Consider the following 22,364-nt stretch of genomic DNA (forward strand, 5'->3'; position numbering starts at 1 on the left):
GACAATGTGCGCTTCATCACGCTTGCGGCGAGCGAGGGCAATCTTTCTCCGAGAGCTCTCTACATGGCAGCGTCGAGGGTGCCTTGCTTGTTGGCGCGCATGTGCTTCAGCCGGGCGGTAATCCACCAACATGTAGTGACGACCAGCAGCATCTCAAACGATCGGAAGGGTATGGAGTAGCGCGGTTCGGCTTGCAATGTGGTGTAGACCAATGTTGCAAACGTCAGCATGCAGATCACCGAAATCAGCGAGGTGTAGCCAGCTGGTGTGTTCTGTCCGTGCGACCCAGGTCGACACAGCCACGCTACTGGTAAACCTGCCAGCGCCAACAGCAGCAGGGGCAAGTTGAGGGTGTGGCAAATGGCGGCCAGCGCGATCCAGGGAGAGCTGACCTGGAACGGTGCGTTTGCAGTTGGGTATACATAAAGGTCGCCCTGCCCGATGACGACACCCCAGCCCCATAGCTCTTGCGGCTTTTCAAAGAGGTACCAAGAGATATAGCGCCAAGGATGCTCGCCGAAACGCCGCACGATTGTTTTGGCGCCATCCCCAGGTGAGGCCAGTAGTGCTGCGTACTCTTCATCGACCGCGCGCAGTGTGTCACGCGTACTTGCTCGCGTGATGGCATCGCCAAATATCGATTTCCGGTACGCGTCGTGGTAGCTCGGCCACGCGCCTTGTACGAAGTTCTGCAATGCGCGACCCTTCGACGAGTCGCCGGCAGGTGGAGTGGGAAGCTGCATATTGCGGGCGGCCCAAGCCCCTGGCAGCAGCAGTGCTCCTACTGCCAGCGCCACGCAAATTTTTCGTGGCGCCAGTTTGCGCCAAGCCAGGAAACACGCCAACAGCAAGCCGAACGGAAGCAGCACAGCATTGGTCAACGCCGCCGCACCCAGTGCCAGGCCCGCAACCGCCGCCAGCCATGTGCTTCTGCGCGCGCATGCTTGGGCAAGCAGCAGTAGCCCGAGCGCGCACAAGAACCCGAACAGCGTTTCGGTGAGCAGATAGCCATTGATGGTGATGCTGTGCGGCCAAACCGCCATCAGCAGGCCACTGGCGATGGCCCAACGTGTTGGCAGCCAGTATTTCCCCAACTGGGTGGCCAAGGTGACTGTCAATGCACCCAGTAGTGCCTGGCACAACAGGACGGCGGCGTACCACATATCTCCCGCGCCAAGCACCTTCATCCAGAGCGCGAGAAAGAAGGGGTAGGCCGGATCGCGATAGTTGTCAGGGTGGAGTACCGCTGCGTCCGGGGCATCCTTGGCGAATACGCCGTGGTGTACGAGGTTCCATGCATATGCGAAATATTGCGTAGCATCTCCTCGTACCGGGTTCAGCACCAATGCTGTGCTTACGTAGTGCCAGCGCAGCGCAAGGGCAAAGACTGTGATGGCTGATAGCACCAACAACCAGGGCCAATGTTTTTCGGGGGTTGGGGCAGGAATGTCCATGCGTCGCTATCTGCGGTTGGCCGAGTCCTAGTATGCATGGCTTTGAATCGCGCTGGGTTCTCCGGGGGCTGTTTGTTGCGAGTCAGGCTGCCTCGGCGAGGGTTGTGTTCGCTTTGTGAGCTCGGCAATCCAGGCAGGCAGCAAGGTACAGACTAAGGTTGTCACCTCTTAATGAGAGGGACTTGTCGTCGGTGGCAATGCGTCGCCCAGGGAGGGTTGCGGGCGATGCGCATCGAGCGTGGCAATGATGCCGGCGCCCAGGTCGGGTGCGTTGGTCGTGCCGGATGGGCACGGGCCGCTGGCTTTCCTTCGGACTGAAAAGCATCACGGCTGAAGCTTTTCAGTGGAGATCACGCTGCGCGCGGGTGGATGCGGGCCAGTGCGTCGCCGAGTTCGCGGCGTGCAGTTTCCAGCTCGAACCGCTTTTGCAGGTTGATCCATACGTCCGCTGTCGTGCCGAAGTAGCGAGCGAGGCGCAGGGCGGTGTCTGCGGTGATGCCGCGCTTCTCATTGGCGATGTCGTTGACGCGCGCCGGCGTGACGCCGATGGCACGGGCGAGCGCGTTGCTGGAAAGCGCCAGTGGCAGCATGAATTCCTCACGGAGGATTTCGCCGGGGTGGACGGGAGGCAGCAAGGTGGAGGCCATTGTCGTTGTCTTTCATTAATGATAGTCGGTGATTTCGACATCGTATGCGTCACCACATCCTTGTCGGCGAAGGTCTTGATCATGGGTCCGTATCGTATATCGGTACGCGACACGGAACAGGCTGCTGCGGAGACCGCCGCTGCGTCGGTAGCATGCTCACGCTTCACTGGTCACGGCAATGTTGCTTCGGTGCCCTGTTCAGCCTTTGCCCTGATCCATCCGGCGGGCAAAATCCTCGAAGTCGTCGAGATGACGGGTGGCGATGGCGTGCACGATCGCCCAGTCGATATTGCTGTAGCTGTGTACGGCGATGTTGCGGAAACCGACTGCTTTGCGCAGTCGCAGTGCCAGGTCGGCGGGAATGAAGCCGGCTTGTGCCAATTGGTCGAAAGCCTGGCCCATGGTGTCGGGGATGGGCTGTTCCATGCTCGACAACGCGTGCATGGCAAGATCTACGCTGATCTGTACGGCGCGGCTCAAGTTGAGCACGACAATGTCCTGCAGATCGGGATTGCCGGCCAGGGTAGCCACATCGGCGGGGCACCGTTCGCGCACCCGGACCAGGCAGCGGCGGAGCGAATCGAGTTTGCGTGTGACGATCAGCCGATCCATGCGTGTCGGCGCTCGGCCAGCGTCCGTTCGACGTAGGGGATGAAATCTTCCATGGCGTACACGTGCCGCTGCATGAGTCCGGTCATTCCGGCCGCGTCGCCGCGGATCATTCTGCCGTGCTTGAGTATCTGCCCGAGCAGCGGCTCGCCTACGGTATGCAGGTCGATCAGGTCCACCGGGCGACCAGTGGCGACGGCGAGGTCGGCAGCCAACTGCATTTTCTCGGAGGCGTTCAACGGAGCGCGTTTCTGTATGGCGATGTCCAGGTCGCTGTCGCGACGCGCCTCGCCACGGGCCACCGAACCGAACACGATGGCCAGTTCGATGTCGGGGTAGCGTGCCAAGACGGCAATCGTTTGTTCGATGGACATTATGGAACCTCTGCGGCCTGAAGCTATAGGCCGCATTGTCCACCAGAAGGATGCAACGGGCCAGCAAGACGGCACAGGTTGGGCATCGCCTGCCGCTTGTTGATCTTTTTGATCTTTACGTGGCGTCGAAGACGTGGAATGGCGGTGTCACGCACTGTGGGGGCCTTGCCTGTGCTGCCCGGTCCGCTTACCGTCATCTTTTTGCCCACGCGCAAGGAACCTCCCATGAAACCCCTGATTGCCGCGCTGCTCCTGGCCCTGGTGGCGTCGCCCGCGGTGGCGCAGAGCGCCGTGGACACCATGTTCGTGAAGGCGCAAGGGCCGCACGCCTTCAATGTGCGCGACCTGGTGATGATGGATCGGGTCAGCGACCCGCAGCTGTCGCCGGATGGGCGTTACGCGGCGTTCGGCGTGCGCAGCACCGACTACGATGCGAACAAGGGCGTCAGTGCGGTCTATGTGCTGGACCTCGCCAGGGGCGGCCAGCCGGTGAAGGTGGTGGAGAAGGGCGGCTCGGCGCGCTGGTCGGCGGATGGGCGCAGCCTGTATTTCGTGGCGCCGGCGAAGGGCGTGGCGCAGTTGTGGCGGGTGGATCTGGGCGGCAAGGATGGGCTGAGCCTGGCCAAGCCGGCGGCGCCGGTACAGGTCAGTCACGGCGTGCTGGACCTGGGCGGCTACAAGCTGTCGCCGGACGGCAAGCAGGTGCTGATGTCGTATGAGGTGTTCACCGATTGCGCCACGCTGGCCTGCACCCGGCAGCGCCTCGATGCGCGCGCGAAGGACAAGGCCAGCGGCACGCTGTACGACAAGTTGTTCGTGCGGCACTGGGATACCTGGGCCGATGGCCGGCGCAACCAGCTGTTCGTGGCCCGCTTCGACGGCAAGGGCCAGCTGGCGGGTGAGCCGAAGCTGCTGAGCCGCGGCATCGACGGCGACGTGCCGAGCAAGCCGTTCGGCGACGACGGCGAATTCAGCTTCGCGCCGGATAGCAAGACCGTGTACTTCGATGCCCGCATCGCCGGCCGCAGCGAGCCGTGGTCGACCAACTTCGACGTGTACAGCGTGCCGGTGGATGGTTCGGCCGCACCGAAGAACCTCACCGCCGACAACAAGGCGTGGGACGCCTACCCGGTGGCCTCGCCGGATGGCAAGACGCTGTACTACCTGGCGATGAAGACTCCGGGCTTCGAGGCCGACCGTTTCGCGATCGTCGCGCTGGACCTGGCCAGCGGTGCCCGGCACGAGGTGGACCCGCAGTGGGATCGTTCGCCGGGCGGCCTCACGATCTCCGCCGACGGCAAGACCCTGTACGCCACCGCCGACGACAATGGCCAGCATCCGTTATTCGCGATCGACGCGGCCAGCGGCAAGGTCAGCCAGCTGGTCGGTGAGGGCACGGTGGGCGGCTTCTCACTGGCCGCCGGCAAGCTGCTGTTGACCCGCGACGACCTGAAGCGGCCGGCCGATGTCTACCTTGCCGCCGCCGACGGCAGCGGCCTGAAGCAGGTCACCCGTTTCAATGCGGCCGACCTGAAGAATACGAAGATGGGCGACGCCGAGTTCTTCACCTTCAAGGGCTGGAACAACGAGACCGTGCAGGGCTACGTGGTGAAGCCGGCCGACTACAAGGCGGGGCAGACCTACCCGGTCGCCTTCATCATCCACGGCGGCCCACAGGGCGCGATGAGCAACGGCTGGAGCTATCGCTGGAATCCGCAGACCTACGCCGGCCAGGGCTTCGCGGTGGTGACGGTGAACTTTCACGGCTCCACCGGCTACGGTCAGGCGTTCACCGACTCGATCTCCGGCGACTGGGGCGGCAAGCCGCTGGAGGACCTGAAGCTGGGCTGGAAAGCTGCGCTGGACAAGTACAAGTTCCTCGATGGCGACCGCGCCTGCGCGCTCGGCGCCAGCTACGGCGGCTACATGACCTACTGGATCGCCGGCGTGTGGAACCAGCCGTGGAAATGCCTGATCGACCACGATGGCGTATTCGACACCCGCGCCATGTACTACGACACCGAGGAGCTGTGGTTCGAGGAGCGCGAGAACGGCGGCACCCAGTACGAGCACCCGGAGAACTACGAGAAGTTCAACCCGCTCAACCACGTCAAGGACTGGCGCGTGCCGATGATGGTGATCCACTCGGCGAAGGATTTCCGCATCCCCGACACCCAGGGCCTGGGCGCGTTCACCGCCCTGCAGCGCCGTGGCATCCCCAGCCAGCTGTTGCATTTCCCCGACGAGAACCACTGGGTGCTGAAGCCGCACAACAGCGTGCAGTGGCACGATGCGGTGAACGCGTGGCTGAAGCAGTGGACTGCGAAGGACGCTCCGAAAGCCACCTCGCACTGAGCTGATTGTCAGCAATGACAAGCGGCGGACCTTGGACCGCCGCTTTTGTTCCTCCCCCTGCAAGGCAGGGGGAGGTGAGGAGGGGGTAGCTCCGGGCTGACCCCACTCCAACCCTCCCCTGCGATGCAGGGGAGGGAGCAGGGCCGCGGCGGCGCAGGCCTTTGGCGTCTCCCCCCGCTTTGCAGGGGGAGGGTGCAAGGCTGCGGTGACGTAAGGGTTTGGCTCCTCCCCCTGTAACGCAGGGGGAGGCAGGGTGGGGGTGCTCTTTTGGTCTTGTGGTCAGCGCAGCAGCGCGCGCAGGCGGCTGCGGGTGAAGGCGCCGAGGCGCAGCTGTTCGCACAGGGCTTCGAGCTGGTCGGGCTGGCGGGGCTTGCGTTGCAAGGTGTCGATGCTGCTGGCGCCGGGAGCGTCCAGCGCGATGCGGGTGAGGCGGCGGTACATGCGCGCCTGTTCGGCGTGTTCGCGCAATCTGGCGGCGCAGGCGGCGGCGCCGCGCAGGCGCAGGAAGGCGACTTCGTCGACGCGATCGAGCAGGGTGTCGAGGCTGCCGAAGTGGGTGAGCAGAGCGGCGGCGGTCTTGGCACCGATGCCGGGTACACCGGGGATGTTATCCACGCTGTCGCCGCACAGGGCCAGGTAGTCGGCCACCTGGTGCGGGTGTACGCCGAGTTTCTCCTGCACGCCGGTCGGCCCCCAGCGCAGGCCGCGGGCGTAGTCCCACTGTTCGTCGTGCTCCCCCAGCAGCTGGCCGAAGTCCTTGTCGGCGGAGACGATCACGCTGCGCCAGCCTTGCGCGCGCAGGTTCCACACGGTGCTGCCGATCAGGTCGTCGGCCTCGAAACTGTGGTCGATCATCAGGTGCACGCCGAGCGCTTCGGTGACCGCGCGGCACTGCACGAACTGCCGCTCCAGGTCGGGCGGCGGCAGTTCGCGGTTGGCTTTGTACGGCGGGTAGATCGCGTTGCGGAACGAGCTGGTCAACGAGGCGTCGAAGGCCACGGCGACGTGTTCGGGCTGCACGCGTTCCAGCAGTTCACACAGGAAGCGGGTGTAGCCGTGCACCGCGTTGACCGGGTGCCCGTCGGCGTCGTGGAGCTCGTCCGGTATCGAATGCCAGGCGCGGAACACGTACAGGCTGCCGTCAACAAGATGGACGGCTGGACGTCCGTTCGCCGTCGTGCTCATGGCGTCCATGTGGAGAGCAGGCCGCCCAGCGCCGGGCGCTCGCGGTCGGGCACGTCGATCTGTGGCGTGCCGAGGTGGACGAAGGCGACCACGTGCTCGTTGTCGGCCAGATCGAGGATGCCGGCCACCTCGCGGTCGTAGGCGGCCCAGCCGGTCAGCCATTGCGCGCCGTAGCCAAGTGCGTAGGCTCCGAGCAGGATGTTGTAGGCGACGTTGCCGGCGCACAGCTTCTGCTCGATCTCCGGCACCTTGCTGTCGGTATGCAGGCGCGCGACCACGGCGATCACCAGCGGTGCGAAGGTATAGCGCGTGCGCTCCTTTTCCAGCTTGGCGTCGGACATCTCCGGGTGGTTGCGGATCGCGATCGCGGCCAGCCGCTCGCCGAAAGCCAGCTTCGCCCCGCCCTCGAGACGGATCAGCCGGAACGGTACCAGCTTGCCGTGGTCGGGCACGCGGATCGCCGCTTCCAGCAGTTCATGCAGGGTAGCCTCGTCCGGCGCCGGCTCGCCGAGCTGGCGCGAGGGTACGGAGTGGCGTTGCTGGAGCAGGGACAGGGCAGCGTGCATGGACGGGTTCTTTCGCTGGGAATGCCCATGCTAGCGGGCGGGGCCGTTGCGTGCGAACCGTCAGGCCGACAGCGGCAGCTTGAACGAGCCGGGCAACAGGGCGGCCACGCAGGTCTGCTCGGTGTCGCCGCGCAGGTTCGCCAGCAGCACCGGCATGGCGTCGTCGCAAAGTTCGGCCATCACCTGGCGGCAGGCGCCGCAGGGGCTGACCGGCGCATCGCTGTCGGCGATCACCGCGATGGCGACGAAGTCGCCAGGGCGGCAGCCGGTAGCGATGGCGCCGAACAGGGCAGTGCGCTCGGCGCAGTTGCACAGGCCGTAGGAGGCGTTTTCCACGTTGCAGCCGCTGAAGCGGCGGCCGTCGCGGGTGAGCAGGGCGGCGCCCACCAGGAACTTCGAATACGGCGCATAGGCCTGTTCGCGCGCGCTGCGCGCCAGGGCCAGCAGGTCGTCGAAGGCGTTGGGAGTAGCGGGCATCGGAATCTCCGGTGATGGCCCGGGCGGCGCCAGGCGCTTGTGCCGGCGGGCCAGCTTACTCTTTATGCATCGGCCCGCATCAAAACGCGCGAGTGCCGCTAAGATGAGCGGACCATCCAAAGGGGGATTGACCATGCCGATCACCGTAGCCGCCTTGCGTGAGACTGCCGCCGGGGAGCGGCGCGTGGCGATCACGCCCGAGATGGCGAAGAAACTGCGCGGCAAGGGCCTGCGCGTGCTGCTGGAACACGGTGCGGGGCGCGCGGCCGGTTTCCCTGATGGCGCCTATGCCGAGGCGGAGTTTGCCGACGCGGCCGAGGTGCTGGCCCAGGCCGACGTGCTGGCCTGCGTGCTGCCGCCGGACGATGCGGTATTCGCCGGCCTGCGCGAAAGCAGCGTGGTGGTCGGCCAGTTGCGTCCGTACGGCGCCGCCGGGCGCATCGCCGCGCTGGCCGCGCGCAAGCTCACCGCGTTCTCGCTGGAGCTGCTGCCGCGCACCACCCGCGCGCAGGCGATGGACGTCTTGAGCTCGCAGGCGGCGGTGGCTGGTTACCGCGCCATGCTGATCGCGGCCGAGGCTTCGCCGAAGTTCTTCCCGATGCTGACCACCGCCGCCGGTACGATCCGGCCGTCGAAGGTGCTGGTGATCGGCGCCGGCGTGGCCGGCCTGCAGGCGATCGCCACCGCGCGCCGGCTCGGCGCGCAGACCGAGGGCTACGACGTGCGCCCGGAGACGCGCGAGCAGGTGGAGTCGCTGGGTGCGAAGTTCCTCGACCTCGGCGTCAGCGCCGCCGGCAGCGGCGGCTACGCGCGCGAGCTGTCGGCGGAAGAGCGCGCCGCGCAGCAGCAGGCATTGGCCGACCACCTGAAGGCATTCGACGTGGTGGTCAGCACTGCCGCGGTGCCGGGGCGGCCGGCGCCGAAGATTCTCAGCGCTGCGATGGTCGAGGGGATGAAACCGGGCGCACTGGTCGTCGACCTGGCCGCCGAAAGCGGCGGCAACTGCGAGCTGACCCGGCCGGGCGAGCGGATCGAACATGGCGGCGTGGTGGTTCTGGGGCCGCTGAACCTGCCTGCCGGGGCGCCGCTGCACGCGTCGGAGATGTACGCGCGCAACGTGTTCAACTTCCTTGACCTGCTGGTGCACGACGGCGCATTGAAGCCGGATTTCGAGGACGAGCTGGTGGCGAAGAGCTGCCTCACCCACGCCGGCGAAGTGCGCTTCACCACGTAGGGCGGGCACCGCCCGCCGGCATTTGACGGCAAGAGCGGCGGACGGTGCCCGCCCTACGGGCTTGGAAAAAAACGTCCCGCGCAAGGCGGGGCGTCCTGTCGCTCAGGGTCGGCCGGGGCGGCCGGGGCGGCCGGGCGGAGCTGGCGGGCGGTCGCGACGGTGGCGTTCGTCCCAGTGCAGGCGCTCGGCCGGCGGCAGCGCGTGCCATTCGCGGATCAGCTTCTCGCGTTGCTCGGGCGGCAGTTGCTGGAAGCGCCTGAAGGTGTCGTGCAGTTGTTCGCGCTGCTGCGGCGACAACTCGTGGAACTTGCGCATGTTCTCGCGCGCCTGCTCGCGTTCGGCCGGGGTCATCTGCTGCCAGCGGGCGATGCGCTCGCGGACTTCCTGGCGCCGGTCGGGCGGCAGGGTGACCCACCGCTCGGCACGGCGCAGCATGTGCTCCTGCTTGCGTGGCGGCATGCTGTCCCAGCTGTCGCGCAGCGGCGCCAGCACGTCGCGCTGGGCCGGGTCGAGGCTGTTCCAGGGACGCGGCGGCGGTGGTGGCATGTCGCCCTGTGGTGGCGGGGCGGGCGGTGCTTGCTGCGCATGCAGTGGCGCCGCGGCGGTGCCGCCAAGCAGGGCGGCCAGCAGCAGGGCCAGGACGGTGCGCGAGAAGCTGGCCATGGCTCAGCGCGCCGCCATCGGGCTGTTGTTCGCGGCCAGCCAGTCGTAGAAGTCGAGGTTCTGGTAGAGGTTCGGATCGGTCTTGTCGGCGTCCGGTGGCAACTCGTTGTCCAGCTCGACGCCGGTCTCGGCGGCGTGGACCATCGTGTTCGCCGGAGCGGGATGGCGCTGTGGCGACGGTCGCCACACCACCATCGTGGCCAGGGCGATCACGGCGAAGGCGCCGACCGGGATCAGCCAGCGTGCGGTGCGATGTGCTGGTGCGCGCGCCGTCGCCAGCGCCTGCCGCCGGGCCGCGTGCAGGCGCCCGACGGTGGCCGGGTCGATGCGGCGGGCAGCCTCGTGCCAGAGCTCGCGGGCGTGCTGTTCGAGACGTTCGTCGGGCCTGCTGTTATCGGACGAGTTCATCGCCAGTCCTCCAGTTGGTCGCGCAGGTGGTGCATTGCGCGCGACAGATGGGTTTTCACGCTGCCTTCGGAGCAGCCCATGGCGCGGGCGGTCTCGGCCACGTCCAGGCCTTCCAGCATGCGCAGCATGAAGGCTTCGCGCTGGCGTTGCGGCAATTGCCGGACCGCGGCGGCCATGTCCGCGTACGACTGCACGTCGTGCAGCCGGCCCAGCGGGTCCTGGCCGGGGTCGGCCGGCTCCCACACCGGCAGCTCATCGCCGTCGTCGTCGCGGCTGCCGCCGAGCCAGCCCACCACGATCGAGCGCACCTTGCGGCGGCGCTGCAGGTCAACCACGCGCCGGCGCAGGATGCCCCAGAACAGCGGTGCCCATTCCGTGGCGGGCTTGTCGCGGTAGTGCCTGACCAGCCGCAGCATAGCGTCCTGCACCGCATCCATGGCGTCCTCGCGGTGGCGCAGCTGCAACTCCGCCATGCGGAACGCGCGCCGCTCGACCTGCGCCAGGAACGCATCCAGCGTGGCGGGCGTTTCGCGGACGTCGGCCAGCAAGTCCGTGACGAGCGTGCCGGCCACGCCGTTCATGGGCTCGTCGGCCGCAGCGTCGGGTGAAGCATCCTCGGGCTCCAGCGGTGGTTTCCCGTTGTTCAACGCGGCAGGCTCGCACAGGTTGACCGGCACCCGTATGATGCGAACTCGACGTCCTGGCGGGCGGCTCTCACGGGGGATGGGCTCATGATCGACGGTTTCTTGGCACTGTATATCTTCATGCTGGCCGCGTTTACCGGCTATGAAATCATCGCGCGGGTGCCGGTGATCCTGCATACGCCGCTGATGTCCGGGTCGAATTTCGTGCACGGCATCGTGCTGGTCGGGGCGATGATCGCACTAGGCCACGCGAACACGCCATTCGAGATCGCGATCGGCTTCGTTGGCGTGCTGCTGGGCGCCGGCAACGCCGCCGGTGGCTACGTGGTGACCGAGCGCATGCTGGAAATGTTCAAGTCCAGCAAGCCGGACGCCGGCAAGGGGGCCAAGTGATGAGCTGGCTGCCGACACTGATCAAGGCTTGTTATTTCCTCGCCGCACTGCTGTTCATCCTCGGCCTGAAACGCATGAGCTCGCCGCGCACCGCGCGCGGCGGCATCCTCTGGGCGGGCTTCGGCATGCTGCTGGCGGTGCTGGCCACGTTCTTCCTGCCGGACATGCACAACCGCGGGCTGATCGTCGCCGCGGTGCTGATCGGCGTGGCCGCGGCCTGGTGGAGCGGCCGCCGCGTGGCGATGACCGCGATGCCGCAGATGGTGGCGCTGTACAACGGCATGGGCGGTGGCGCGGCGGCGGCGATCGGCGCGGTCGAACTGATCGGCTACGCGCGCGGGCTGGGTCTGCTGCACGCGGTGCCGGATACCTCGCCGTTGCGGCCGGAAGCCTGGGCGGTGAACGGCCTGCCGCCCGCGCTGTCGCCGACCGAACTGGCGTTGGGCGTGCTGGGCGCGCTAATTGGCGCAGTGAGCTTCTCCGGTTCGCTGGTCGCCTTCGCCAAACTGCAGGGCTGGATGGACAAGCGCCTCGTGTTCCCCGGCCAGCGCGCGGTGAACCTGTTGCTGCTGGCCGCGGCGGTGGTCGCGGGCGTGCTGCTCGCCATCGGCCATGCCAGCGCGGCGCTGATCGCTGTCTTCTTCGTGCTGGCGCTGCTGTTCGGCCTGATGATGACCTTGCCGATCGGCGGCGCCGACATGCCGGTGGTGATCTCGCTGTACAACGCGTTCACCGGCCTGGCGGTGTCGTTCGAGGGTTTCGTGCTGGGCAACGAGGCGATGATCATCGCCGGCATGGTGGTCGGCGCGGCCGGCACCTTGCTGACCCAGCTGATGGCCAAGGCGATGAACCGCTCGATCGGCAACGTGCTGTTCGGCAGCTTCGGTGCGGCCGGCGGCGAGGCGCAGGCGATCGAAGGCGCGCAGAAGCCGGTCGACGCCAGCGACGCGGCGGTGATGATGGCCTACGCCGAGCGCGTGGTGATCGTGCCCGGCTATGGCCTGGCGGTGGCGCAGGCGCAGCACAAGGTGTGGGAGTTCGCCCAGTTGCTGATCAAGCGTGGGGTGAAGGTGAAGTTCGCGATCCACCCGGTGGCCGGCCGCATGCCCGGCCACATGAACGTGCTGCTGGCCGAAGCCGGCGTGCCGTACGACCTGATCGCCGACATGGACGACATCAACCCGGAGTTCCCGGCCACCGACGTGGCGCTGGTGATCGGCGCCAACGACGTGGTCAATCCGCTGGCCAAGACCGACCCGGCGTCACCGATCTATGGCATGCCGATCCTCGACGTCAGCGCGGCGAAGCACGTGATCGTGATCAAGCGCGGCAGGGGCACCGGCTTTGCCGGCATCGAGAATGCGCTGTTCTACGCCGACAATACGCGCATGTTGTACGGCGACGGCCAGGCGGCGGTGGGTGAGCTGGTGGCGTCGCTGAAGGAAATCGACGCCTGATCCGCGCCTTCCGCCGCTTTGTAGGGCCGGCAGTGCCCGCCAGCCTTTTGCATGGATGCTGTGTAGGGCGGGCCGTGCCCGCCGGTTTTTGCATTGATGCGGCAAGAGTTGGCGGGCCGCGCCCGCCCTACGCGGTTGAGCTGGTCGCGTTTTACCCTCTCGTCAGCCCTGGCGTGGCTGGCGCCAGGCCAGCCACGCGGCCAGCAGCATGCCCAGCACGGCGCAAGCCAGGTCCGCCGGGGACAGCGCCATCCGCGCCAGCTGCCACAGCATGCCGAAGCCGGCGGTATGCATGGCGGCGATCAGGCCCATGCCCATGTTGCCCGCGATCAGCACGCCGGCGATCAGCATGTTGACGTAGAGCGCCGCCAGCAGTGTGGCGCTCGCCGACAGCAACGCCGCACCGATCCCCGCCGGGCGCACGTAGGCGCGGACGATCCAGGCCAGCAGCGCGCCGACCGGCAGCGCCAGCCACGGCAGCGGCTGGCGCAGGTACAGCGTCGCCACCATCCACGCGGCACCGGCGGCCAGCCCCAGCATGGCGGCGCTGAACAGCGCGAACACGGACAGCGATACGGTACGCACGCTGCTCATCGGCGGAAGCGGTGCGTCGAGGTGGCCTGGAGCATGCGCGGGTCCATCGGGCAAAGCGGGCATCATAGCCTGCCACCGGCACCTGCCGGGACGACCCCGGCCTTGAAGTGTGTCGCCGCCGGCCTGATCTGGGACAAGCAGTCCCGCGCGGCGGGCGGCATAATACGCATTCCGGGTCCGACGCATCGCCGCGCCCGCAGATACAGGATCTTGCAGAGGCATGAGCGGTTTCAGTCTGAGCAGCGAACCCTTCACCCTGATGCGCGACTGCAGTGCCGTGATGGTGCCGCAGGGCGACACGGTGACCTTGCCGGCGGGCCAGATCGGCTACATCACGCAGGCGCTGGGCGGCAGTTTCACGGTGTACGTGGAAGGTAACCTGTTCCGCATCGCCGGCGACGACGCCGACGCACTGGGCAAGCAGCGGCCGGCCCCGATCGAGGTGTCCGCGGACGCCACCGACGCCGACGTGGAAAAGCTGGCGTGGGACCAGTTGCGCACCGTGTTCGATCCGGAAATCCCGGTGAACGTGGTCGACCTGGGACTGGTTTACGATCTCAGCCTGGAGCAGACCGAATCCGGCGAACGCCGCGTCTACGTGAAGCTCACCCTGACCGCTCCCGGCTGCGGCATGGGCGACATCCTGGTCGACGACGCGCGCACCAAGCTGGAAATGATCCCCACGGTGGCCGAGGCGGACGTGGACCTGGTATTCGATCCGCCGTGGAGCCATTCGATGATGTCCGACGCGGCGAAGCTCGAAACCGGCATGCTCTGAACCGTGGTCGCAGGCAAGCCTGCCGTCCCGGCAATTTCCCCGTAGCGCAAGAGCGTGCGTTTCCAGGCACACCGTCCCGCTGTGCGCGTGCCGGTCACCGGGCTGGCCGGATCGAGCGGGCAGGAGCTGAGCTGCACGGTCACGGTGCCGTCAGGCAGCACCCTGACCGTCGGCATCTCCGGTGGTACCGGTAGCCGACCTGTACGTCAGGAAGGATCTGACGCCGACCACCACCAGCCACGACTGCCGCCCGTACCTGGCCGGCAACAACGAGAGCTGCAAGTTCAGCGCGGCGTCGGGTACGTACTACATCAAGCTGCGCGGCTATTCGTCATTCTCCGGCGTGTCGCTGCAGGCCACCTGGTGAAGAGTCCCCGGGCGGGTCAGGGAAGGTCTGCCGTCTTTGCAAGCTGAGGAGCAATGGTGACGACGGGGCCCGGTCGATCCGGCCGGGCCCTTTTTGCCGGTGGCTCAGCCGGGAATTTCCTCGAAGCGGTTGGCGTCGCGGTTCTTGCGAACCTTCGCCGGGTCCCACACGCGGCCGTTCATGGCGATGTAGACGCCGTCTGGCAGGGTCTGCACCGCCGCCACCGCGCAGCCGATGTTGAACACCGCGTCGGAGCCCTGGAAGCGCGCCGGATTCAGCGCGCCGGTCAGCACGATCACCTTGCCCTTGATGCTGGCCAGCTCGCGCGCGGTTTCGACCATGGTGTCGGTGCCGTGGGTGACCAGCACGTGGCGGTGCGGCTGCGCCTCGATCGTCGAGCGCACCAGTGCGCGGTCTTCGGCGCCCATGTGCAGGCTGTCCTTGCGCAGGATCGGGATCACGTCGAACTGGAACGCCACACCGAGCTGGCCGAGGATCTCGCCGATCTGCGGCGCGCCGATCTTGTAGTCCGACTTGTCGTCGAAATAGATCTTGTCGATGGTGCCGCCGGTGGTGACGATGGTCAGGTGCTGCATGTCGGTGGGCCGAGGAGGGAATCGCGCCATTTTAGCCCGTGCGCATGTGGAACGCTCGCCGCGGCATTTGTTGTAGGAGCCCGCCAGCGGGCTCCTACGAAAAAAATGTCAGCGCAGTTCGTAGGGCGGGCACTGCCCGCCGGCTTTTGATCTCGGTTCGTGGCGATGCGTGTGGAAGGGCGGCGGGCGGTGCCCGCCCTACGGTACGCGCTAGCTCAGCAGCAGGGCGGTGTTGTCCGCGTCCGGCGTGACCAGCCGGTCGAGGCCGTGGCCGACGAATCGCCGCAACGCTGCCGCCGGACGCGGATCGCCATGGCGGCCTGACCACGCCGCCTGGCGCGCCAGCAATGCCGCCGCCGCGCAGCGCGCCAGGGTGAAGGCAAGGCCGCGCGCACCGGCCTCCAGCGTATCGCGTGCCGCCGCATGCTGGTCGAGCCAGCGTGCGGCGGCGTCCAGTGTTTGCCGGATCGCACTGGCCGCGTGCATGTCGTCGTTGCCGTCCAGCCAGCCGGCGCAGGCCGTGCGCAGCGCGCCGAGACCGTCGCTGGCCAGCGCGCGCAGGCTGTCCAGTGACAGCACGTTGGTGGTGCCTTCCCAGATCGCGTACACCTGCGCGTCGCGCAGCAGCTGCGGCAGTCCGGTGTCCTCGATGTAGCCAGCGCCGCCGAAGCATTCCAGCGCCTCCGAGCAGGTCGCCACCGCCAGCTTGCCGGTCCACAGCTTGGCCAGCGGTGTGAGCAGGCGCAGCAGCGCCGATTCGTGCGGAGCAGCCGCGCCATGTTCGACGCGGCCGAGCAGGTGGGCCACTTCGAAGGCCAGCGCGAAGGCGCCCTCGAACTGCGCCTGCAGGTCGGCCAGCGTCTGCGCATGCAGCGGCTGCTCGACCAGCGGACGGCCAAACGCACGACGGCGCCCGGCGAAGTCGCGCGCCAGATTGATTGCCCGCGCCATGCTGGCGACCGCGCAGATCGCGTTCCAGCTGCGGGTGACGTTGAGCATCGGCGCCACCTGGCGCACGCCGTTGGCGAGTTCGCCCAGCGGCCACGCGGGCAGGCCGTCCAGGTGGATCTCCGCAGTGGGCAGCTCCTGCGTGCCGAGCTTGTCCTTCAGCCGGTCGATCACCAGTTCCGGCCTGCGCCGCTCGCCGTCCATCGTCTCGACGTAGAACAGCGCCAGCGCCGCGCCGCCGTGGCCGGAGCCCTCCGGCCGCGCCAGTGCCAGCGCCGCTTCGCCGACCACCGCCGAGCTGAACCACTTGCGCCCGTACAGCCGCCACTGGCCGTTCGCATCCTGCCGCGCGATGGTTTCCGTATTCCCGACGTCGGAGCCGCCGACGTTCTCGGTCATCCATTGGCCGCTGAGCCAGAACGTGGCCGGATCGCGGCTGAGGAAATGCGGCAGCGCGCGCTCGATCAGCCCGCGGTTGCCGGATGCCCTGATCGCGGTGGCGGCGCCGTCGGTCATCGCCAGCGGGCAGGTGTAGAACTCGCTGGCGAGGTGGTACAGGTAGACCCGGGCGAATTCCTCCAGCCGCGCATGTTCGCTGTCCGCATGGCCGGAGGCGAGCACGGCGTGCCGCGTCGTCATCGCCGCACCTTCCTGCCACGCCGGCGTCAGTTCGATGCGGTCGACCCGCCGGCCCCACGCATCCCATTGCGTCAGTATCGGCTTGCGCCGCGTGGTGGCGCCTGCACGCTGCCAGGCCATCTGCGCGTAGTCGCCCAGTGCGTCGAGATCGGCGTCCAGCGCGGCGCGGCGTTGGGCGGGCAGCGCGCGGTCAAGCAAGGCCAGCAGGAGGCGGTCGTTGCGATACGGGTGCGCGAGTTGCGGAGCGTCTTGCAGGAAGGCCATGGGAAGTTCTCCTTGCGCCGATTTCCCGAGTATAGGCAGCCGCGCTCAGAGCTTGTGAAGAAAACCACATCCTGTGGTTTTCTTCCGTCGCGAGTCAGGCACTGGCGTGCCCGATCCGCGTCCGGCCATCGGGCAACGGCTCCTGCGTAGCCTCAACTCGGGCATCGGGCAACCGCTCCTGCGTGGCCTCCACTCGGGCATCCATGCCCTCGCCATGCCCTCGCCATGGCCTGGCTTCGAGGTTGAATAGCCACAACCTCTCAGTCCTGCCGTTTGCGCCTGACGCCGGCGCCCAGGGTGCCGATCAGCAGCAGGGTGAGGATGATCTCGATCACCGCCAGCCAGCGTTCGCCGGGGGAGCTCCAGGCTTCGGCGACGCCGTGGCAGAAGTAGAACAGGCTGAGGATGCCGACCCACAGCAGCGCGCGGCGTGCGTCGCGGATCGCCAGCAGCGGCAGCAGCAGCGGAACGGCGGCGATCGCCAGCACCAGCCAGACCGGCAGGGTCTGCGGCGGGAACAGCCACGCGTGCCAGACCAACTGCAGCGCTGTCAGCGCGGCCCAGGCGAACAGGCCGACGCGCTGCTCGGCCGGCAGGGCGGGGTGCCCACTCATGCGCCAGCTGCCAGTTTGCGCGCGGTATCGGCCAGGCGCCGGCCCAGCGCGCGGGCCAGTTCGCGTTCGTGCTCGCTGATCGGGTTGTCGCCCTTGGCGCCGGCGACGTGGCTGGCGCCGTACGGGGTGCCGCCGCTCTGCGTGCTGCTCAGCGCGGGCTCGGTGTACGGCACGCCCAGCAGCAGCATGCCGTGGTGCAGCAGCGGCAGCGCCATCGACAGCAGGGTGGATTCCTGGCCGCCGTGCATCGTGCTGGTGGAGGTGAACAGCGCCGCCGGCTTGCCGACCAGTGCGCCGCTGGCCCACTCGGCGCCGGTGGTGTCGAGGAAATGTTTCAGCGGCGCGGCCATGTTGCCGAAGCGGGTGGGGCTGCCCAGCGCCAGGCCGGCGCAGTCGAGCAGGTCCCGCTTGGTGGCATACGGGGCACCGTCCTCGGGTTCCGGCGGTTGTGCGATCTCGGTCACCGGCGCCACCGGCGGCACCTGGCGCAGGCGCGCGCGCATGCCGGGCACTTCCTCGATGCCGCGGGCGACCAGCCGCGCCAGCTGGGCGGTGTGGCCGCTGCGGCTGTAGTACAGGACCAGGATTTCTTGGCTCATGCGGCGCGGCTCGTGTGCTTGGGGCATTCATCGGCGATGCGCTAGTGTACCGGCCGATGCCGGTGATGTCGGCGGCGGTGAAGGGATGCCGATGGTTCGGAGTTTCAATCGCGATCGCACGAAGAGCTTCAGTCGCTTCATCTGGCAGCGCTTCGTCGACGACAAGTGCTTCGAGACGGCGGGTGCGCTGTCGTACACCACCCTGGTGTCGCTGGTGCCGCTGATGGTGGCGGTGTTCGCGATGTTCTCGGCGTTCCCGGTGTTCAAGCCGGCGCGCGACACGCTGATCGACTTCGTGTTCGACAACTTCGTGCCGTCCGCGGGCGAAGCGGTGCAGAACGCCATGCTGGGCTTCGCCGCGAACGCCAGCAAGCTCACCGGCATCAGCATCCTGGTGATGCTGTTCAGTGCGCTGTCGATGATGATCAGCATCGAGGACCGGCTGAACCGGATCTGGCGTGTGCACCAGTCGCGCAGCTGGCGGTCGCGCCTGCTGCTGTACTGGACGGCGCTGACGCTGGGGCCGATCCTGGTGGTGGGCGGCATCGCGGTGACTTCCTACGTCACCGCGTTGCCCCTGCTGCACGGCGCGGCCAGCCAGATCGGCGGCGCCACTCGCGGCCTGCTCGCCACGCTGCCGTTCCTGGTGACGTTCTTCACGCTGTGGCTGATGTATGCGCTGATCCCGAACTGCAAGGTGTCGCGTCGCGACGCGGCGATCGGCGCGCTGCTCGGCGCGGTGCTGTTCGAGATCGCGCGCTGGGGTTTCGGCCAGTTTGTGCAGCAGGCGCAGACCTACCAGCAGATCTACGGCGTGCTGGCGGCGATCCCGATCTTCCTGCTGTGGGTCTACCTGTCGTGGGTGATCGTAATCCTGGCTGCATCGATCGCGGCCTCGGCCTCCGCGTTCGAATACCACGCGCCGATGCAGACCTTGCCCGAAGGCGCCGAGTTCCTTGGCCTGCTGGTGGTGCTGTACCATTTCGTCGAGGCCCAGCGCAACGGCAGCTGCGTGGACCCGGCCGATCTGCGTGTGCGCGAGCCGTATCTGCGCAGCGCGCTGATCGCGGACTATTTCGACGACCTGCAGCGGGCCGAGCTGATCCGGCGCGGCGAGTCCGGCGGCTGGCTGCTATGCCGCAGCCTGGACAGTACCGACCTCATGCGCGTGTACCGGCACACCGGCTACCGGCTGCCGTTGCAGCCGATGGAGGAGGCGGCCGCGCTGGGCATCGCGCTGCCGCCGGAGCTGCTGGCGATGCTGGCGGAACTGGCCGTGGCGCTGCACGCCAAGCTGGGCGCCCGGCTCGACCAGGTCTATCCCCCTGTCGCCGATCCGGCGGCCGATACCGAGGAACTTCCCGCATGACCGTATTGCGCTCCGCTCTCTTCAAGTCGGCCACGCTTGGCCTGGCCTTGGCGTTCGGCCTGCCCGCGCAGGCCGCCATGCCGGCGCAGCCGACCCTGCACGTCGCCACGCTGGACGGCAAGACGTTCGACCTGGCCGCGCAGCGCGGCAAATGGGTGATCGTCAACTACTGGGCGACCTGGTGCGTGCCGTGCATCAAGGAGATGCCGGACATCTCGCGCTTCGTCGCCGCGCACAGGAACGTCGCCGCGATCGGACTCGCCTACGAGGACAGCGAGCCGGCCGACATCAAGGCGTTCCTGGCCAAGCACCCGGTGGTGTACCCGATCGCCCAGGTCAGCCTGGACCAGCCGCTGAAGGATTTCGACGAGCCGCGCGGGTTGCCCACCACGTATGTGATCGCTCCGGATGGCAAGGTGGCGAAGCACATCGTGGGGCCGGTGACCGAGGCCTCGCTGGAAGCGATCGTCGGCCAGCCGTGATGGATACGCCGTGATGCCCACTGTGCGTTTCATCGTGGCCGGCAGGGTGCAGGGGGTGTGTTACCGCGCCAGCACCCGCGAACAGGCGCTGATGCTCGGCCTGACCGGCAGCGCGCTGAACCGGCGCGATGGCAGCGTCGAGGTGCTGGCTTGCGGCTCGACCGAAGCGCTGGCCGCGCTGGAACGCTGGCTGTGGCAGGGGCCGCCGGCGGCGCGGGTCGACGCGGTGGCCCGCGAGGAAATGTCCGGACAGGAACTGACTGGCTTCCACACCGGCTAGAACGTATCGGGCGCCCACACCGCCTTGTCGGTGACGTGCTCGGTCTTCGGCTTGCCCTTGAGCTTCGGCAGCTTCACCGCGGGTACCGCTTCCTCATGCAGCGGCACCTGCAGCAGCAGATGACGGATCAGGTTGATCCGGCCGCGCTTCTGGTCGTTGAAGTCGACCACGAACCAGGGTGCATGCCTGGCATGCGTGCGCTCGATCATCACGTCGCGCAGCCGGCCCATCTCCGCGTACTTGCGGCGCGCGACCCTGTCCACCGGCGAGAGCTTCCAGCGTTTCAACGGATCCCCGGCGCGCTCGGCGAAACGCTGCTCCTGTTCGGCCTGGTCCACCGCCAGCCAGTACTTGATGAGGATGATGCCGTCGTCGGCGAGCAGCTTCTCGAACGCCGGCACGGCGTCGAGGAAGGCCTCGTACTGGGCCTGGCTGCAGAATCCCATCGCCGGCTCCACCACCGCGCGGTTGTACCAGCTGCGGTCGAACAGCACGAACTCGCCGGCGCTGGGCAGGTGGGCGACGTAGCGCTGGAAGTACCACTGCGTGGTCTCGGTCTCGCTGGGCTTGTGGAGTGCGGCAATGCGGTAGCCGCGGGTGTCCAGGCTCTCGGTGATGGCCTTGATGGTGCCGCCCTTGCCCGCGGCGTCGCGGCCTTCGAAGATCACCAGCAGGCGCTTGCCGCTGCGGCGCAGGCCCCGCTGCAGCCGCACCAGTTCGAGCTTCAGTTCCTCGATTGCCTTGCGGTAGTGCTTGCTCATGGGTATCCAGCCTCGAAACTTCGCAACCTCGTCATTCCGGCGAAGGCCGGAACCGCTCTTGCGATGTGCGAAAGTCGAAATGCGATTCCGGCCTTCGCCGGAATGACGACAGGGGAGGGGGGGGCTGCAGGGTAATCCAGACTACCGTGACGGCGAGGTTCAGGCATTGAGGATCAAGAGCGACCCCACCCCAGCCCTCCCCTGCAAGCAAGGGAGGGAGCACGGCTTTGGCTCCTCCCCCTGCTTGCAGGGGGAGGTGGGGAGGGGGTGGGCTTTTGATCTTGGCTCGATGAAGAGCGCCCCCTCCCCAGCCCTCCCCTGCAAGCAGGGGAGGGAGTGCGACGGCGTTGGCTCCACCCCCGCTTGCCCCAAAGGGACTTCCTTCGGTCGCAGGGGGGAGGCTGGCGACCGCAGGGAGTCCTTCAGGTGAGGGGGGTGAGTTTTTGATCTTGGCTGGTGCGGCTTTCAGGCGCCGCCGAGCGCCTGCAACTGGTCGGCCTGGTGCTCGCGGGTCAGCGTGTCGACCAGTTCGTCGAGGTCGCCCTGCATGATTTCCGGCAGGCGGTACAGGGTGAGGTTGATGCGGTGGTCGGTGATCCGGCCCTGCGGGTAGTTGTAGGTGCGGATGCGCTGGCTGCGGTCGCCGGAGCCGACCTGCAGGCGGCGCTCCTGCGCCTGTGCCGCGCTCTGCTTGCTCTGCGCCTCGTCGAGCAGGCGCGCTTTCAGCAGACCCATCGCACGGGCACGGTTCTTGTGCTGGCTGCGTTCGTCCTGGCATTCCACCACGGTGCCGGTGGGCAGGTGGGTGATGCGGATCGCCGAGTCGGTCTTGTTGACGTGCTGGCCGCCGGCGCCCGATGCGCGGAAGGTGTCGACCTTGAGGTCCGCCGGGTTGATCGCGATCTCGTCGATCTCGTCCAGCTCGGGCAGGATCGCCACGGTCGCCGCCGAGGTGTGGATGCGCCCCTGCGATTCGGTTTCCGGCACGCGCTGCACGCGGTGCGTGCCGGATTCGAACTTCAGCCGCGAATACGCGCCCTTGCCCTCGATGCGCGCCACCACCTCCTTGTAGCCGCCGTGCTCGCCCTCGTGCTCGCTGAGGATCTCGACGCGCCAGCGGCGGCTTTCGGCGTAGCGCAAGTACATGCGCAGCAGGTCGCCGGCGAAGATCGCCGCCTCGTCGCCGCCGGTGCCGGCGCGCACCTCGAGGTAGAGGTTGGCCTCGTCGCGCGGGTCCTTCGGCAGCAGCAGGAGCTGCAGTTCGTCGTCGAGGTCGAGCAGGCGCCGCTCCAGCCGGTGCACGTCGTCGACGGCCATTTCGCGCAGCTCGGGGTCGTCCAGCATCGCGCGGGTTTCGGTCAGTGCCCGTTCGGACTGGTCGTGCTCGCGCAGCGAAGCGGCGACCGGTTCGAGCTGGGCGTATTCCTGCGACAGCGTGCGGAAGCGCGTGTTGTCGGCGAGCACGTCGGGTTGCGACAGCAGCAGGCCGATTTCCTCATGGCGCTCGGCCAGGGCCTCGAGCTTGCGGCGGATCGATGGAGTCATGGTTTGAGGGGCAAGTGGCGGGAGATGAGTGGCGAAGCAGGAGCGGCTTCACCGCGGCGACC

Annotated in this window: 26 protein-coding genes; 9 read left to right on the plus strand and 17 right to left on the minus strand. The window is 67.6% G+C overall.

All coding sequences use genetic code 11. From position 1 onward, the window contains the following. Positions 1-59: 59 nt before the first annotated feature. The 4 genes from AC1Q5A_RS04970 to mntA all read right to left on the minus strand — a co-directional run bounded on the left by AC1Q5A_RS04970 (position 60) and on the right by mntA (position 3,084). Positions 60-1,454 (minus strand): glycosyltransferase family 39 protein, encoded by a 1,395-nt coding sequence (locus tag AC1Q5A_RS04970; protein ID WP_492698921.1) that lies wholly within the window; start codon positions 1,452-1,454, stop codon positions 60-62. Positions 1,455-1,804: 350 nt separating this feature from the next. Then, entirely contained in the window at positions 1,805-2,101 is a 297-nt protein-coding gene (locus AC1Q5A_RS04975; protein WP_492698924.1) for a HigA family addiction module antitoxin, read from the minus strand. A gap of 198 nt (positions 2,102-2,299) precedes the next feature. Continuing rightward, on the minus strand, positions 2,300-2,713 hold the full coding sequence (gene hepT / locus AC1Q5A_RS04980) for a type VII toxin-antitoxin system HepT family RNase toxin (protein ID WP_492698926.1): 414 nt from the start codon (positions 2,711-2,713) through the stop codon (positions 2,300-2,302). Beyond that, positions 2,701-3,084, minus strand: a complete 384-nt coding sequence (gene mntA / locus AC1Q5A_RS04985; RefSeq protein WP_492698928.1) for a type VII toxin-antitoxin system MntA family adenylyltransferase antitoxin — start codon at positions 3,082-3,084, stop codon at positions 2,701-2,703. Before mntA ends, hepT begins: the two co-directional genes overlap by 13 nt. Before the next feature lie 225 nt (positions 3,085-3,309). Here mntA and AC1Q5A_RS04990 point away from each other — a divergent pair, with 225 nt between their 5' ends. Next, positions 3,310-5,439 (plus strand): dipeptidyl-peptidase 5, encoded by a 2,130-nt coding sequence (locus AC1Q5A_RS04990; protein WP_492698931.1) that lies wholly within the window; start codon positions 3,310-3,312, stop codon positions 5,437-5,439. 279 nt (positions 5,440-5,718) lie between these two features. Here the strand turns inward: AC1Q5A_RS04990 and AC1Q5A_RS04995 are convergent, their stop codons facing one another. Genes AC1Q5A_RS04995 through cdd form a run of 3 tightly spaced genes read right to left on the minus strand, consistent with a single transcriptional unit; the run spans position 5,719 to position 7,667 of the window. Continuing rightward, positions 5,719-6,624 carry a 5'-3' exonuclease gene (locus tag AC1Q5A_RS04995; protein WP_492698933.1) on the minus strand — a complete coding sequence of 302 codons (906 nt, stop codon included), beginning with the start codon at positions 6,622-6,624 and terminating at the stop codon, positions 5,719-5,721. Continuing rightward, complete coding sequence (locus AC1Q5A_RS05000; protein ID WP_492698935.1) at positions 6,621-7,190, minus strand: nitroreductase family protein; 570 nt, start codon at positions 7,188-7,190, stop codon at positions 6,621-6,623. The genes AC1Q5A_RS04995 and AC1Q5A_RS05000 overlap by 4 nt, the downstream gene beginning before the upstream one ends. A 60-nt stretch (positions 7,191-7,250) precedes the next feature. After that, positions 7,251-7,667, minus strand: coding sequence for a cytidine deaminase (gene cdd / locus AC1Q5A_RS05005; protein WP_492698937.1), 417 nt, complete (start codon positions 7,665-7,667; stop codon positions 7,251-7,253). A 133-nt stretch (positions 7,668-7,800) separates the two neighbouring features. Between cdd and AC1Q5A_RS05010 the strand changes: the two genes are divergently transcribed. Then, positions 7,801-8,901, plus strand: coding sequence for an NAD(P) transhydrogenase subunit alpha (locus AC1Q5A_RS05010; RefSeq protein ID WP_492698939.1), 1,101 nt, complete (start codon positions 7,801-7,803; stop codon positions 8,899-8,901). Between the two features lie 102 nt (positions 8,902-9,003). On the opposite strand, the gene AC1Q5A_RS05015 is transcribed toward AC1Q5A_RS05010, so the two are convergent. Genes AC1Q5A_RS05015 through AC1Q5A_RS05025 form a run of 3 tightly spaced genes read right to left on the minus strand, consistent with a single transcriptional unit; the run spans position 9,004 to position 10,553 of the window. Continuing rightward, positions 9,004-9,564 carry a DUF3106 domain-containing protein gene (locus AC1Q5A_RS05015; RefSeq protein ID WP_492698941.1) on the minus strand — a complete coding sequence of 187 codons (561 nt, stop codon included), beginning with the start codon at positions 9,562-9,564 and terminating at the stop codon, positions 9,004-9,006. A 3-nt stretch (positions 9,565-9,567) separates the two neighbouring features. Then, positions 9,568-9,972, minus strand: coding sequence for a hypothetical protein (locus tag AC1Q5A_RS05020; RefSeq protein WP_492698943.1), 405 nt, complete (start codon positions 9,970-9,972; stop codon positions 9,568-9,570). Next, entirely contained in the window at positions 9,969-10,553 is a 585-nt protein-coding gene (locus tag AC1Q5A_RS05025) for an RNA polymerase sigma factor (RefSeq protein WP_492699065.1), read from the minus strand. Before AC1Q5A_RS05025 ends, AC1Q5A_RS05020 begins: the two co-directional genes overlap by 4 nt. Before the next feature lie 150 nt (positions 10,554-10,703). Here AC1Q5A_RS05025 and AC1Q5A_RS05030 point away from each other — a divergent pair, with 150 nt between their 5' ends. After that, positions 10,704-11,009 carry an NAD(P) transhydrogenase subunit alpha part 2 gene (locus tag AC1Q5A_RS05030; protein WP_492698945.1) on the plus strand — a complete coding sequence of 102 codons (306 nt, stop codon included), beginning with the start codon at positions 10,704-10,706 and terminating at the stop codon, positions 11,007-11,009. Then, the gene (locus tag AC1Q5A_RS05035) at positions 11,009-12,466 is read left to right on the plus strand and encodes an NAD(P)(+) transhydrogenase (Re/Si-specific) subunit beta (protein WP_492698947.1); all 1,458 of its coding nucleotides are present in this window, start codon (positions 11,009-11,011) and stop codon (positions 12,464-12,466) included. The genes AC1Q5A_RS05030 and AC1Q5A_RS05035 overlap by 1 nt, the downstream gene beginning before the upstream one ends. Positions 12,467-12,628: 162 nt before the next feature. Here AC1Q5A_RS05035 and AC1Q5A_RS05040 read toward each other — a convergent pair whose 3' ends face one another. After that, positions 12,629-13,060: a hypothetical protein gene (locus tag AC1Q5A_RS05040; RefSeq protein WP_492698949.1), complete on the minus strand. Its 432-nt coding sequence runs from the start codon at positions 13,058-13,060 to the stop codon at positions 12,629-12,631. A 220-nt stretch (positions 13,061-13,280) separates the two neighbouring features. Here AC1Q5A_RS05040 and sufT point away from each other — a divergent pair, with 220 nt between their 5' ends. Both sufT and AC1Q5A_RS05050 read left to right on the plus strand, forming a co-directional pair. Then, the gene (sufT, locus tag AC1Q5A_RS05045; RefSeq protein ID WP_492698951.1) at positions 13,281-13,838 is read left to right on the plus strand and encodes a putative Fe-S cluster assembly protein SufT; all 558 of its coding nucleotides are present in this window, start codon (positions 13,281-13,283) and stop codon (positions 13,836-13,838) included. Positions 13,839-14,019: 181 nt separating this feature from the next. Continuing rightward, complete coding sequence (locus AC1Q5A_RS05050) at positions 14,020-14,205, plus strand: PPC domain-containing protein (protein WP_492698953.1); 186 nt, start codon at positions 14,020-14,022, stop codon at positions 14,203-14,205. Positions 14,206-14,309: 104 nt separating this feature from the next. Here AC1Q5A_RS05050 and AC1Q5A_RS05055 read toward each other — a convergent pair whose 3' ends face one another. The 4 genes from AC1Q5A_RS05055 to wrbA form a co-directional block, all read right to left on the minus strand. Next, positions 14,310-14,801 carry an asparaginase domain-containing protein gene (locus AC1Q5A_RS05055; protein ID WP_492698955.1) on the minus strand — a complete coding sequence of 164 codons (492 nt, stop codon included), beginning with the start codon at positions 14,799-14,801 and terminating at the stop codon, positions 14,310-14,312. 210 nt (positions 14,802-15,011) lie between these two features. After that, entirely contained in the window at positions 15,012-16,652 is a 1,641-nt protein-coding gene (locus AC1Q5A_RS05060; RefSeq protein ID WP_492698957.1) for an acyl-CoA dehydrogenase family protein, read from the minus strand. A gap of 260 nt (positions 16,653-16,912) precedes the next feature. Further along, positions 16,913-17,266, minus strand: a complete 354-nt coding sequence (locus AC1Q5A_RS05065; protein ID WP_492698959.1) for a DUF2069 domain-containing protein — start codon at positions 17,264-17,266, stop codon at positions 16,913-16,915. Then, positions 17,263-17,865 (minus strand): NAD(P)H:quinone oxidoreductase, encoded by a 603-nt coding sequence (gene wrbA / locus AC1Q5A_RS05070; protein ID WP_492698961.1) that lies wholly within the window; start codon positions 17,863-17,865, stop codon positions 17,263-17,265. The genes AC1Q5A_RS05065 and wrbA overlap by 4 nt, the downstream gene beginning before the upstream one ends. A gap of 91 nt (positions 17,866-17,956) precedes the next feature. On the opposite strand from wrbA, the gene AC1Q5A_RS05075 reads away from it, so the two are divergent. The 3 genes from AC1Q5A_RS05075 to AC1Q5A_RS05085 are packed head-to-tail and all read left to right on the plus strand — an operon-like array spanning position 17,957 to position 19,996. Next, positions 17,957-19,234, plus strand: coding sequence for a YihY family inner membrane protein (locus AC1Q5A_RS05075; protein ID WP_492698963.1), 1,278 nt, complete (start codon positions 17,957-17,959; stop codon positions 19,232-19,234). Beyond that, positions 19,231-19,716 carry a TlpA family protein disulfide reductase gene (locus tag AC1Q5A_RS05080; RefSeq protein WP_492698965.1) on the plus strand — a complete coding sequence of 162 codons (486 nt, stop codon included), beginning with the start codon at positions 19,231-19,233 and terminating at the stop codon, positions 19,714-19,716. Before AC1Q5A_RS05075 ends, AC1Q5A_RS05080 begins: the two co-directional genes overlap by 4 nt. A gap of 13 nt (positions 19,717-19,729) precedes the next feature. Next, positions 19,730-19,996, plus strand: a complete 267-nt coding sequence (locus AC1Q5A_RS05085) for an acylphosphatase (RefSeq protein ID WP_492698967.1) — start codon at positions 19,730-19,732, stop codon at positions 19,994-19,996. Here AC1Q5A_RS05085 and ppk2 read toward each other — a convergent pair. Then, positions 19,993-20,757, minus strand: coding sequence for a polyphosphate kinase 2 (gene ppk2, locus AC1Q5A_RS05090; protein WP_492698969.1), 765 nt, complete (start codon positions 20,755-20,757; stop codon positions 19,993-19,995). The genes AC1Q5A_RS05085 and ppk2 overlap by 4 nt on opposite strands. Before the next feature lie 465 nt (positions 20,758-21,222). Continuing rightward, positions 21,223-22,302: a peptide chain release factor 1 gene (gene prfA / locus AC1Q5A_RS05095; protein ID WP_492698971.1), complete on the minus strand. Its 1,080-nt coding sequence runs from the start codon at positions 22,300-22,302 to the stop codon at positions 21,223-21,225. Positions 22,303-22,364 lie beyond the last annotated feature (62 nt).

The organism is Rhodanobacter sp. GW835-FHT13D09 (assembly GCF_058793995.1).

Bases quoted from the DNA above. Each gene is read 5' to 3' on its own strand.
- AC1Q5A_RS04970 (WP_492698921.1), bottom strand. From the start codon at position 1,454: ATGGACATTCCTGCCCCAACCCCCGAAAAACATTGGCCCTGGTTGTTG.
- AC1Q5A_RS04975 (WP_492698924.1), bottom strand. From the start codon at position 2,101: ATGGCCTCCACCTTGCTGCCTCCCGTCCACCCCGGCGAAATCCTCCGT.
- hepT (WP_492698926.1), bottom strand. From the start codon at position 2,713: ATGGATCGGCTGATCGTCACACGCAAACTCGATTCGCTCCGCCGCTGC.
- mntA (WP_492698928.1), bottom strand. From the start codon at position 3,084: ATGTCCATCGAACAAACGATTGCCGTCTTGGCACGCTACCCCGACATC.
- AC1Q5A_RS04990 (WP_492698931.1), top strand. From the start codon at position 3,310: ATGAAACCCCTGATTGCCGCGCTGCTCCTGGCCCTGGTGGCGTCGCCC.
- AC1Q5A_RS04995 (WP_492698933.1), bottom strand. From the start codon at position 6,624: ATGAGCACGACGGCGAACGGACGTCCAGCCGTCCATCTTGTTGACGGC.
- AC1Q5A_RS05000 (WP_492698935.1), bottom strand. From the start codon at position 7,190: ATGCACGCTGCCCTGTCCCTGCTCCAGCAACGCCACTCCGTACCCTCG.
- cdd (WP_492698937.1), bottom strand. From the start codon at position 7,667: ATGCCCGCTACTCCCAACGCCTTCGACGACCTGCTGGCCCTGGCGCGC.
- AC1Q5A_RS05010 (WP_492698939.1), top strand. From the start codon at position 7,801: ATGCCGATCACCGTAGCCGCCTTGCGTGAGACTGCCGCCGGGGAGCGG.
- AC1Q5A_RS05015 (WP_492698941.1), bottom strand. From the start codon at position 9,564: ATGGCCAGCTTCTCGCGCACCGTCCTGGCCCTGCTGCTGGCCGCCCTG.
- AC1Q5A_RS05020 (WP_492698943.1), bottom strand. From the start codon at position 9,972: ATGAACTCGTCCGATAACAGCAGGCCCGACGAACGTCTCGAACAGCAC.
- AC1Q5A_RS05025 (WP_492699065.1), bottom strand. From the start codon at position 10,553: ATGAACGGCGTGGCCGGCACGCTCGTCACGGACTTGCTGGCCGACGTC.
- AC1Q5A_RS05030 (WP_492698945.1), top strand. From the start codon at position 10,704: ATGATCGACGGTTTCTTGGCACTGTATATCTTCATGCTGGCCGCGTTT.
- AC1Q5A_RS05035 (WP_492698947.1), top strand. From the start codon at position 11,009: ATGAGCTGGCTGCCGACACTGATCAAGGCTTGTTATTTCCTCGCCGCA.
- AC1Q5A_RS05040 (WP_492698949.1), bottom strand. From the start codon at position 13,060: ATGAGCAGCGTGCGTACCGTATCGCTGTCCGTGTTCGCGCTGTTCAGC.
- sufT (WP_492698951.1), top strand. From the start codon at position 13,281: ATGAGCGGTTTCAGTCTGAGCAGCGAACCCTTCACCCTGATGCGCGAC.
- AC1Q5A_RS05055 (WP_492698955.1), bottom strand. From the start codon at position 14,801: ATGCAGCACCTGACCATCGTCACCACCGGCGGCACCATCGACAAGATC.
- AC1Q5A_RS05060 (WP_492698957.1), bottom strand. From the start codon at position 16,652: ATGGCCTTCCTGCAAGACGCTCCGCAACTCGCGCACCCGTATCGCAAC.
- AC1Q5A_RS05065 (WP_492698959.1), bottom strand. From the start codon at position 17,266: ATGAGTGGGCACCCCGCCCTGCCGGCCGAGCAGCGCGTCGGCCTGTTC.
- wrbA (WP_492698961.1), bottom strand. From the start codon at position 17,865: ATGAGCCAAGAAATCCTGGTCCTGTACTACAGCCGCAGCGGCCACACC.
- AC1Q5A_RS05075 (WP_492698963.1), top strand. From the start codon at position 17,957: ATGGTTCGGAGTTTCAATCGCGATCGCACGAAGAGCTTCAGTCGCTTC.
- AC1Q5A_RS05080 (WP_492698965.1), top strand. From the start codon at position 19,231: ATGACCGTATTGCGCTCCGCTCTCTTCAAGTCGGCCACGCTTGGCCTG.
- AC1Q5A_RS05085 (WP_492698967.1), top strand. From the start codon at position 19,730: ATGCCCACTGTGCGTTTCATCGTGGCCGGCAGGGTGCAGGGGGTGTGT.
- ppk2 (WP_492698969.1), bottom strand. From the start codon at position 20,757: ATGAGCAAGCACTACCGCAAGGCAATCGAGGAACTGAAGCTCGAACTG.
- prfA (WP_492698971.1), bottom strand. From the start codon at position 22,302: ATGACTCCATCGATCCGCCGCAAGCTCGAGGCCCTGGCCGAGCGCCAT.